The sequence below is a fragment of the Pseudomonas sp. p106 genome (genome assembly GCF_003936645.1).
GTDB lineage: Bacteria > Pseudomonadota > Gammaproteobacteria > Pseudomonadales > Pseudomonadaceae > Aquipseudomonas > Aquipseudomonas putida_E.
The window spans coordinates 1-512 of record NZ_RHQR01000053.1; the positions used below are offsets into that span (position 1 = coordinate 1).

The 512-nt window shown below is 62.7% G+C and carries 1 protein-coding gene; it reads right to left on the reverse strand.

What is annotated here, in order from left to right:
- Window positions 1–512, reverse strand: a 512-nt coding sequence (locus tag EGJ09_RS26485; protein WP_158621150.1) for an immunoglobulin-like domain-containing protein, incomplete at both ends; no start/stop codon positions are given.

Genomic DNA, 512 nt, shown 5'->3' on the forward strand with positions numbered 1-512 from the left:
TTGATGGTCGCGCCGTTGCTCAAGGTCACGGTCATCGCCGTGCCAGCTGGGTTGCTCAGGGTCGCGGTGTAGACGATCTGACCGCCTTCAGCCACATCGCCAGTCGCGCTCAGCACCAGGTTGGTAGTGGCCTGAGTAGCCGGGCTGTCGGTAACCGTGGTGGTCGGAGTGCCGGCAGTGTCGAGCTGTTCGTAATTACCGCCTTCGACCTTGGTGATGCTGTTGGTCAGTGCAGTATTGGTGTTGTAGACGTTGTTTGGCGCAACGAAGTCGACCGAGCCGGACGACTCACCGACGCCGATGGTGATGCTCTGACCGTTGGCCAGGGTCACGACCAGTGGGCTGCCGGTAACTGGGGCCGATACCGAGGCGGTGTACACCACGGTGCCGCCCTCGACCACGCCTGGAGTGGCGGTCAACGTGACGGTCGACGTATCGAGGGTATCGCTGACGTTGGTCACGGCTTCAGCCGGATTGACCGCCAACTGCTCGAAGTCGCCACCGGTGGTGCC